At 65.8% G+C, this 9,108-nt stretch carries 12 protein-coding genes; 10 read left to right on the top strand and 2 right to left on the bottom strand.

Annotated elements, in window-relative coordinates; translation table 11 throughout:
- Positions 1 to 23: 23 nt before the first annotated feature.
- From NMQ16_RS06285 to NMQ16_RS06320, 8 genes are all read left to right on the top strand, one after another.
- A complete protein-coding gene (locus NMQ16_RS06285) occupies positions 24 to 605 on the top strand; it encodes a hypothetical protein (RefSeq protein WP_257079665.1) in 582 nt (193 codons plus the stop codon).
- 231 nt (positions 606 to 836) lie between these two features.
- Positions 837 to 1,256, top strand: coding sequence for a DsrE family protein (locus tag NMQ16_RS06290; RefSeq protein ID WP_257079666.1), 420 nt, complete (start codon positions 837 to 839; stop codon positions 1,254 to 1,256).
- 15 nt (positions 1,257 to 1,271) lie between these two features.
- The gene (locus NMQ16_RS06295) at positions 1,272 to 1,607 is read left to right on the top strand and encodes a TfoX/Sxy family protein (RefSeq protein ID WP_257079667.1); all 336 of its coding nucleotides are present in this window, start codon (positions 1,272 to 1,274) and stop codon (positions 1,605 to 1,607) included.
- A 137-nt stretch (positions 1,608 to 1,744) separates the two neighbouring features.
- Positions 1,745 to 2,224, top strand: a complete 480-nt coding sequence (locus NMQ16_RS06300; protein ID WP_257079668.1) for a transcriptional regulator — start codon at positions 1,745 to 1,747, stop codon at positions 2,222 to 2,224.
- Positions 2,225 to 2,342: 118 nt separating this feature from the next.
- Positions 2,343 to 2,669 carry a hypothetical protein gene (locus NMQ16_RS06305; RefSeq protein WP_257079669.1) on the top strand — a complete coding sequence of 109 codons (327 nt, stop codon included), beginning with the start codon at positions 2,343 to 2,345 and terminating at the stop codon, positions 2,667 to 2,669.
- 40 nt (positions 2,670 to 2,709) lie between these two features.
- Positions 2,710 to 2,961, top strand: coding sequence for a hypothetical protein (locus tag NMQ16_RS06310; protein ID WP_257079670.1), 252 nt, complete (start codon positions 2,710 to 2,712; stop codon positions 2,959 to 2,961).
- Between the two features lie 9 nt (positions 2,962 to 2,970).
- On the top strand, positions 2,971 to 3,606 hold the full coding sequence (locus NMQ16_RS06315; protein WP_257079671.1) for a hypothetical protein: 636 nt from the start codon (positions 2,971 to 2,973) through the stop codon (positions 3,604 to 3,606).
- Positions 3,607 to 3,629: 23 nt separating this feature from the next.
- The gene (locus NMQ16_RS06320; RefSeq protein WP_257079672.1) at positions 3,630 to 4,067 is read left to right on the top strand and encodes a hypothetical protein; all 438 of its coding nucleotides are present in this window, start codon (positions 3,630 to 3,632) and stop codon (positions 4,065 to 4,067) included.
- Between the two features lie 90 nt (positions 4,068 to 4,157).
- On the opposite strand, the gene NMQ16_RS06325 is transcribed toward NMQ16_RS06320, so the two are convergent.
- Positions 4,158 to 4,832, bottom strand: a complete 675-nt coding sequence (locus NMQ16_RS06325; protein WP_257079673.1) for a carbonic anhydrase — start codon at positions 4,830 to 4,832, stop codon at positions 4,158 to 4,160.
- A 451-nt stretch (positions 4,833 to 5,283) separates the two neighbouring features.
- Between NMQ16_RS06325 and NMQ16_RS06330 the strand changes: the two genes are divergently transcribed.
- On the top strand, positions 5,284 to 5,727 hold the full coding sequence (locus tag NMQ16_RS06330) for a hypothetical protein (RefSeq protein WP_257079674.1): 444 nt from the start codon (positions 5,284 to 5,286) through the stop codon (positions 5,725 to 5,727).
- 15 nt (positions 5,728 to 5,742) lie between these two features.
- Here the strand turns inward: NMQ16_RS06330 and NMQ16_RS06335 are convergent, their stop codons facing one another.
- Positions 5,743 to 6,408, bottom strand: a complete 666-nt coding sequence (locus NMQ16_RS06335) for a GntR family transcriptional regulator (RefSeq protein ID WP_257079675.1) — start codon at positions 6,406 to 6,408, stop codon at positions 5,743 to 5,745.
- Positions 6,409 to 6,557: 149 nt separating this feature from the next.
- On the opposite strand from NMQ16_RS06335, the gene scpA reads away from it, so the two are divergent.
- On the top strand, positions 6,558 to 8,711 hold the full coding sequence (gene scpA / locus NMQ16_RS06340) for a methylmalonyl-CoA mutase (RefSeq protein ID WP_257079676.1): 2,154 nt from the start codon (positions 6,558 to 6,560) through the stop codon (positions 8,709 to 8,711).
- Positions 8,712 to 9,108 lie beyond the last annotated feature (397 nt).

The following is a 9,108-nucleotide window of genomic DNA, read 5'->3' on the forward strand; positions in this document are numbered from 1 at the left end:
GCACCGAACCCCGGCACGCATCCATGGCATTCAGGATCCGACGTCTGCGAATCCTGACGGCGCCATTCTGCGCGGTGCTGCTGGCCGGGTGCGCCAGCACGGTCGTCACCCTGGCACCGTCACCGCAAGCCGCGGTGTGCGAGCGAGCGGCGACGGCGCTCGTGCTGTGGGCGCCCGAATGGCGGGCGGACCAGAAAGACGCCGCGGAGCGGGAAGCGGCCGCTGCAGCGGGGCTGAAGGATTTCTTCGCCAGTTCCGGATGCTTCGCAGAGGCCGCGCTGCGACGCGTGCACAGTCTCGACCCGGCTGCCGTGTCCGCGCAGCATGCTGCGCAAGCCGGACGCGTCACGCGGGTGGTTGTCATCGCCGTGCGTGAGCTCGGCCCGGTGGTCAGGCTGCTGTCATCGGCTGCGCTGGTCGAAGGCGGCACCGAGGTGTTGCTGCACGTCAGTACCTTTCCGGTGCCGGGCGATGCGCCACCACGCCAATTCACGGTTCACTGGCGACATGGCGGCCCGGCCGTGGTCAAGGGAGTCGCCAGCCTGCCCGCCGACATGCAGGCTGCGCTGGTCGCCGGGTTGCAGCCGGGCGAAGCCCCTCGGTGACCCCCGGCCGCCCTGTCTAGACGGACGTCCGGAGGCCATCACCCGCGGGTTTCGCTCCGGGCGACCAGGCATTCCGCATATCCTTCCGCCTCGCTGAAAGTCCGCTGCATGCGTCCAGCTGCAGCGAAGACACGGTGCGCGACCGCTGCGCAGCCGCCTTTGACAGGGGTCAACCTGCTCACACCCGATCGGGCATAGCTTGAACAGGTGTTCAAACCTGAGGTTACCTTGATGAAGATCCTTGCAAGACTGTTCCTGCTCATCGCGCTGGCACTGGGCGCAATCGCATCACCGGCCATGGCGGGCGATACCGACCCGCTCTTCATCAATCTCACGACAGATGATCAGCACCGCGCAAACATGGGCATTTCGTTCGGGAAGAATCAGATGGAACGCGGGCATCCGCTGACGATCTTTCTCAACGACAAGGGAGTGCTGATCGGCGCGAAGGCGAATGCGGCGAAGTATGCCGACCACCAGAAGACCCTGACCGACCTGATCGTGCGCGGCGCAAGCGTGCTGATCTGCCCGATGTGCATGAAGCACTACGGTGTCACGGAGGGCGATCTGGTGCCCGGGGTGAGGGTTGGAAATCCGGACCTGACCGGCGCCGCCCTGTTCAGGGACAACACGAAGACCCTGACCTGGTAGCAGAGGGCGGTCCGGATGGCGTACGACGAACATCTGGCATCGCGCATCCGCGCGGTGCTGGGCCGGGCTCCGGGCATTTCCGAGAGGAAGATGTTCGGCGGCCTCGCATTCCTGCGCAATGGCCTCATGGTCGTCGGTGTGCTGGACAGCAGCCTCGTGGCAAGGGTCGGAAAGGGCCTCCACGACGAATCGCTGTCCCGCGCGCACGTCCGGGTCATGGACTTCAACCGCAAGCCCATGGGCGGGTATGTCTACGTCGATGCGGCGGGTACCGCCACGGACGCGGACCTCGCGTTCTGGGTGCAGCGCTGCATGGACTTCGTCGCGACGCTGCCGCCCGGGAAGCGGTAACGGTCGGCGATCGCCGGCCGCACCGGTCCCGGGCGGGTGCCATGCGGTACAGTCCAGTCAGCCTGTCTTCACTGACCTGACGCTGTTCCCCGCCCGTGCCGGACGCCGGGCGGCGCGGCCCGCCATGTGCTGCATCCATGAACCCGGTACTCCGCATGAACGACATCGACTGGACTTCGCCACGCTGTGGCAGGGTGACCTACACGTATGCGCAGTTCGCGGCGGCCAAGTCATGGTTCTTCGCGAAGTGGTCGGACTGGGCGTCGGATCGCGGTCTCGGTGCGCCGCCGGATCTGTCCGGCTCCTGCAAGTACGCCTCGCTGTACATGCAGTCGATCTTCGGTGGTGCGATCCGCGGTCACTTCGAACACCAGTACAACTTCATCGACGGGCGGCTGGTCGATCTGAGCCATGACGCGCTGGATGTCGGCCGCATGCATCACCCCTACCTGCACGAGCCGGAATACTTCAGCATTCCGGAACTCCAGGCGGCGCTGGTCAGCTGTCAGCCGCGTGCCGAACGCTGGGCGCACGAATTCATTGAACACAGCGAAGCGGCGCAGACCGATGCGCAGGCACGCCTTGACCCGGGCGCGGTTCGCCCGACGGGTCCGTGACTTCACGAAGCCACCGCGTCCCGTATCATGCGCAGCCGATGGCGCCGCTCGTCCGGCGCCGGTCCATGAATGCAGGGCGCGCGAGCGATGATCGGGCGTTCAAGAACGGGAGTGGTCGATGAGCTACAGTTACCCAGCCGAAAAGTTTTCGTCCGCGCGCCAGGCACTGACGGTGCCGCATCCGGACGGCGAGCACGAAGCACTGGGGCGTGCCTTTCTCGAATGCCGGCTTGGCCTGCACCGGATGAACCGCGCCAAGCTGCCGGATGACATCCGCACCGGCATTCACCAGCTCGAGTGCTTCATGGATACCACCGGTTTCGTCGATGCCGACGGCGAGGGCGCGTGGGTGCACATGTTGAGAAGCCGCAGCGCGGATGACCGGGCCGAAGTGGCACGGCTCATCGACATGCTCGCGCAGTGGTTCGCCAGCCAGGAGCCCTGATCATGCGGGCGCCGGCATCCGCCCGCCACCTCTCGTACCCATGACGGGGCGCAAGCCGGCGCCGCTTCTGTCGCGCGGGGTCGTGCTTGCGCTGGCGGCTGCCGCATTGTTTTTCGGGGTCTGGTACACGCGCTATCTCGGCGTCGACTTCAATGAACTGGGCCGCCATTACGATGCCGACGCGCAGGTCGTCACGACGGATTCGTCTTTTGTATTGGGCCTGCCGGCCATCGGATGCCTGCTGGTCGCACTGGTGCTGATCGGCCACCGGCTGTGGCGTCGGCGCGGCTGACGCGTCACGATGTTCCGGATCCAGACGCGCGGTGACCTGATCTGTTACCTGGTGCTGTGCACGCTGGTCACGGTGATGGGGGTACTGTTGCTGGCATTTCCGCCGGTACCGCTGCCGGCGGATCCGGCGGCGTACGAACAGCGCACCGGTGCGCTGGAGGCGATCACCCAGCGGCATGCCGGCTACAAGAGCGCGTGGGTCCGGTTCCGCATTGCGAATGATGCGACGATTTACGAAAGCCACGCACCCAGTATCCTTGAAAGCGCGTCGGCGTGGGTCGAGCAGCGGACTGCAGTTTCTTTCTTCGTGCCGCGCAGGCCGGCCGGATCTGACAATCGGGACAGTCCGCAGACGGTCTACGGACTGCTCGCCGAAGGCGTGCAGACGCGTACGCTGGAGGCCGATATCGCCTTCGTGAATGCCGGCGCGACGCGCTGGGGTGCCGGGCTCGCGCTGGGCATCGGCGTCATTGGTTATCTGGTCGCGTTCTTCGCCTGGCGACGGGTGCGCCTGCAGCACGAGGCGATGCAGGCGCTCGGACAGGCGCCGCGTACGCGTCGTGCGCGGGCGAAGCCACGCGCCCCAGCGCGGCGCAGGCGCGCCAGGCTTGCTGCCAGTCGCCGTGACAGCGACCATGCAGGCTGACTTCGTTACCGCAGGACATCCCCATGAAGCGACCCACTCTGAAGACGCGGCTGACCGGTGCCGCGCTGATCGTGTTCGGTGCCGGCACCACGCTGGTCGCGCAGGCGCTGACCGATGCGTTGAACCCGGCGCAGAACGACTCGCCGCAGCGTGTCGAACATCGGCGCACCGACCTGAGCGGTGCGCCGGGCATGGAAGTGATTGCCTCGACAGCCGAATACCGCCCGGGCGATCGCATCGACCTGCATCTGCACCACGGCGTCGAGGCGGTCTACGTGGTTCAGGGCGCGACCGTGCAGGCACCCGGCAAGCCGGCGATGACACTGCAGACCGGTGCGGCGGCGATGAATCTGCGCGAGGTGAAGCACGCCGGCTTCACCGTCGTCGGCGACGTGCCGCTAAAGCTTTTCACGGTGCACATCGTCGACAAGGGCAAGCCGCTGTACGACTACGCCCATTGAGTCGGTCGCGGCCGGGCTGAAACGAAAACGGCCGGGCAAAACTGCCCAGCCGCTCGCAAACCGCTTCGACAGATCCCGCGTCGTCCGCGATCAGGCGAAGAACTCGACCCGGCCGTCCTCGAGGTCATAGCGTCCCGCTACCACCTTCACTTTGCCCATCTTCACCAGCTCGGCAATGATCGGGCTTTCGGTGGCGATCTTGCGCGCGGTGCGCACCGCGCTTTCGTGAATGGCGTTGTCGAGGAAGCTGCCCGGCTTGCCGGCCACGGCCAGAGCCGCAGGAACGATGGCATCGACCATCGGACCGATCGAGCCCGGGAACAGCGTCTTCTTCTCGACCACTTCGCACGCTGCGGCGACGGCGCCGCAGCGCTGATGACCCAGCACGACGATCAGCGGCACGCCGAGCACGCCCGAGCCGTACTCGATGGTGCCCATGGTGGCGGTGTCGGCCATGTTGCCGGCGTTGCGCGCCACGAACAGTTCGCCGACGCCGACGCCGCCGAACAGCAGCTCGGGCGGTACGCGGCTGTCGGCGCAGGACACGATGGTGGCCCACGGCGCCTGACCCTTGGCGACCAGGGCACGCTGGGATTTGAGTTCGGCGGCACACACCTGCGGCTCGTCGAGATACTTCTGGTTGCCGGCCTTGAGCTTGGCCAGCGCTTCGTCAGCCGTCAGCGACGTGGTCGGTCCCGAGGCGGCGAACACCTGCGGTACCGAAAGCCCGATGCCGGTCGCCATGCCGGCGGCTGCGAACTTCAAGAACCCGCGTCTGGCCTCATTCTTCTCATCACATACCTGGCACATTTTTTGTCTCCTGTAGTTTTTTGGTTTCGATGTGGCGCCTTGTGCAGGGCGCCAGCCGGCGCAATTTTAGGATAAGCATTACTGATGTTCGAATAAGTAATAATTATGGAATGGCAAACAATCGCTTACCGCGCGATTGATATGCGCGGCAATGAACAGCGACCTTGATGCAGATCGATCGCGTCTTGCGCTTGGCAAACGGGTCAGGCAGCCCGAGAATGTTCCGTTCGGATGCGCGCTCTGTGGGCACTCTGCATGCTTGACGGTGTCTGCATCCGTGCAGCGCGTTTTCCCGTAGTCACAGGATGGTCGCAGCGAGATCCGCGCCTGCGGCCAGACAACAGATCACCATTCGCGCGCGCCGGAACCGCCGGTCGCGCACAAGACATGTTCCGGAGGAAGTGACGTGCTGCAAAAAAACACTGTGCTGCAAAAATCGCTGCTCGCTCTGATCACTGCATGGGCGCTGGCGGCACAGCCCGTCGCGGCACAGGGCGCGCCGAAGCTGGACGACGAGGCCCTGGCGGCCAGACTGATCGGTACCTGGATCAATCCGCCGGACAGTCCCGACTACGAGAACTTCGCCAGCAGCGAAACCTACAACGCGGACGGAAGCTATGAGTACCGGGAGTACGACGACAAGGAATGCCGCATCGTGTCGGCCTTGCTGAAGTCGCGCTGGCATGTGTGGAACGGCGTCATCATCACCGAGTACGACGGCGGCAAGGCGCTCAGCGACCAGGTGGTGTCGATGGAGGCCGAGCGCATGGTGCTGCGTTCGGTCGATGACGGGGTGACCGCCTACCGCAACCGCTCGAGCAGCTGCGCACCGACCACGGCAAAGAAGTGATCCGGCGCTGAAGTCTCAGCCGCCGAGCGCCCGGCGGCTGCTTTCGATGTGCAGCTGCATCGTCGCGCGCGCCGCCTCGGCGTCGTGCGCGCGCAGCGCGGCCAGCAGCCTGCGGTGCTCTTCGAGCGAGGCCACCAGACGGCCTTCGAGATAGAGCGAGTCGTGGCGCTGCAGTTTCAGCACGGCGCGCAGCTCATCGATCATCTGCGCCATGCGCCGGTTGCCGGCAATGTGGTGGATCAGCAGGTGGAAGCGCTGGTTGGCGTCGAAGAAGCGGTCGATGTCGCGCGCCGCGGCGCTGTCTTCAAGCGCCTGGTGCACCGCGGCCAGTTCAGCGAGATCGGCATCCGACGCCCGGCGAGCCGCACCGGCGGCACATTCGCCTTCGAGCAGCGCCATGATCGGGTAGATCTCTTCGAGGTCGCCGCCGCTGATCTGGGCGACATAGCAGCCGCGGCGCGGCTTGAGCACCACCATCCCCTCGGTCGCCAGCACCTTCAGCGCCTCGCGCAGCGGCGTGCGTGAAATGCCGTACTGCATGGCCAGCGCCTGCTCGTCTATCCATTCGCCGGGCGCCATGGCATGACTCTGGATCAACCGGCGCAGGCGGTCGGCCACTTCTATATAGAGGGCGCGCGGGGCGATGCTGTCGGCGCTGCGGTTCAGGGTTTCGCTGTTCATGGCCGGGCTGTCGTGGCTGCAGTTAACGCACTGCAGCACTTACTTGCATTCATAATTATGGATAAAGTATTCTCCGCCTTGCGCGTGACTGTCAAGCCGGATCCGGCTTGCCTCGTGCGCGCCTCTCCGAAATACCGAAGGAATCCAGCATGGCCGATACGACAGGCAGCGCTCACCCCGAATACGCCGCATGGCTCAAGGCTGCCGCGAAATCGGCGCCCGGCGGCGATCCGGCGAAGCTTGACTGGCATACGCCGGAAGGCCTGACGGTCAAGCCGCTGTACACCCGCGCCGACATCGACGGCCTGCCGCACACCGACACGCTGCCCGGCTTCGCGCCCTATGTGCGCGGCCCGCAGGCCACGATGTACGCCGCCCGGCCCTGGACCATCCGCCAGTACGCCGGTTTCTCGACCGCCGAGGAATCGAACGATTTCTACCGCAAGGCGCTGGCCGCCGGCGCGCAGGGCGTGTCGGTCGCGTTCGACCTGGCGACCCACCGCGGCTACGACTCGGACAATCCGCGCGTCGAGGGCGACGTCGGCAAGGCCGGCGTGGCGATCGACAGCGTGGAGGACATGAAGCGCCTGTTCGACGGCATTCCGCTCGACAAGGTGAGCGTGTCGATGACGATGAATGGCGCCGTGCTGCCGGTGCTCGCCGGCTTCATCGTCGCCGGCGAAGAACAGGGCGTGCCGCAGGCGCAACTTTCAGGAACGATCCAGAACGACATCCTGAAAGAATTCATGGTGCGCAACACCTACATCTATCCGCCCCAACCTTCCATGCGCATCGTGGCGGACATCATCGAATACACCGCGCGCAACATGCCGCGCTTCAATTCGATCTCGATTTCCGGCTATCACATGCAGGAAGCCGGCGCGACCCAGGGCCTGGAACTGGCGCTGACGCTGGCCGACGGCATGGAATACGTGCGCACCGCGATGGCGCGCGGCATGGATGTGGACGATTTCGCCGGGCGGCTCAGTTTCTTCTTCGCCATCGGCATGAACTTCTATCTTGAAGTGGCCAAGCTGCGCGCCGCGCGACTGCTGTGGAGCCGCATCATGGACGGCTTCGGTGCAAAGAGCGCCAAGTCGAAGATGCTGCGCACGCACTGCCAGACCTCCGGCTGGTCGCTGACCGAACAGGACCCGTACAACAATGTCGTGCGCACCACCATCGAAGCGATGGCGGCGGTGTTCGGCGGCACGCAATCGCTGCACACCAACAGCTTCGACGAGGCGATCGCGCTGCCGACCGAGTTCTCGGCGCGCATCGCGCGCAACACCCAGCTCATCGTCCAGGAAGAGAGCCACATCACGAACGTGATCGACCCCTGGGCCGGCAGCTACATGATGGAAAAGCTGACGCAGGACATGGCCGACCACGCCTGGGCCATCATCCAGGAGGTGGAGCAGATGGGCGGCATGACCAAGGCGGTCGAGTCCGGCTGGGCCAAGCTGCAGGTCGAGAAGTGCGCCACCGAAAAGCAGGCGCGCATCGACTCCGGACGCGACGTGATCGTCGGCGTCAACAAGTACCGGCTGAAGGACGAAGACAAGCTGGATGTGCGCGTCATCGACAATGTCGCGGTGCGTGAATTGCAGGTGACGCAGCTGAAGCAGATCCGCGCCCGTCGCGACAGTGCCGCGGTCAATGCCGCGCTGGAAGCGCTGACCGCTGCGGCCGGCTCCGGCGAAGGCAATCTGCTCGAACTGTCGGTCAACGCGATGCGCGTGCGCGCCACCGTGGGCGAGGTGTCGGACGCGCTGGAAAAGATCTGGGGCCGTCACCGCGCGAGCACGCAGGCGGTCAGCGGCGTGTATCAGTCCATCGTGGAAGACGACGAAGGGTGGAGCGTGATGAAGGACGACGTGAGCCAGTTTGCCGAAGAGCAGGGCCGCCGGCCGCGCATCCTGATCGCCAAGCTCGGCCAGGACGGCCATGACCGCGGTGCCAAGGTGATCGCCACCGCCTTCGCCGACCTCGGCTTCGACGTGGACATCGCGCCGCTGTTCCAGACGCCGGAAGAGGCGGCGCGGCAGGCGATCGAGAACGACGTGCATGCGGTCGGCGTGTCCACGCTGGCGGCCGGTCACAAGACGCTGGTGCCGCAGCTCATCAAGGCGCTGCGCGCCGAAGGCGCGGACGACATCGTCGTCGTGGTCGGCGGTGTTATTCCGGCGCAGGACTACGACGAACTGTTCGGCCACGGCGTGGCCTGCGTGTTCGGCCCGGGCACGCCGATTCCGAAGGCGGCGAAGGACACTTTGGACGCGATCCGGGCGAAGCTGGCGTGATGCATCGGCCTGTGGGAACGGCTGTGGGATCGGAGGCCTGTGGGATCGGTTGTGGGAGCAGCGGCCTGTGGGAGCGGCGATCCACTGTTGGCCCTGCATGGCCAACCGGCTCCGCGGGCGGCGAGCAGTGCTCGCCGAAACCCCCGCTCCGTTCCACGGCTGGCCTTGCACGGCCAGCCGGCTCCGCGGGCGGCGAGCAATACTCGCCGAAACCCCCGCTCCGCCCCCGCCGCGATGTGAGCAGTCTCTGTGGGAGCGGCGGCCTCGCCGCGATAGAGCAGCGATGGTCACTGATCAACGTGAGGATCGCGGCGAGGCCGCCGCTCCCACAGGCCGCCGCTCCCACAGGCCGCCGCTCCCACAGCCAAAGCCAAAGCCAAAGCCAAAGCCAAAGCCA

Source organism: Methyloversatilis sp. XJ19-49, assembly GCF_024580145.1.
In the GTDB taxonomy this organism is placed as follows: domain Bacteria; phylum Pseudomonadota; class Gammaproteobacteria; order Burkholderiales; family Rhodocyclaceae; genus Methyloversatilis.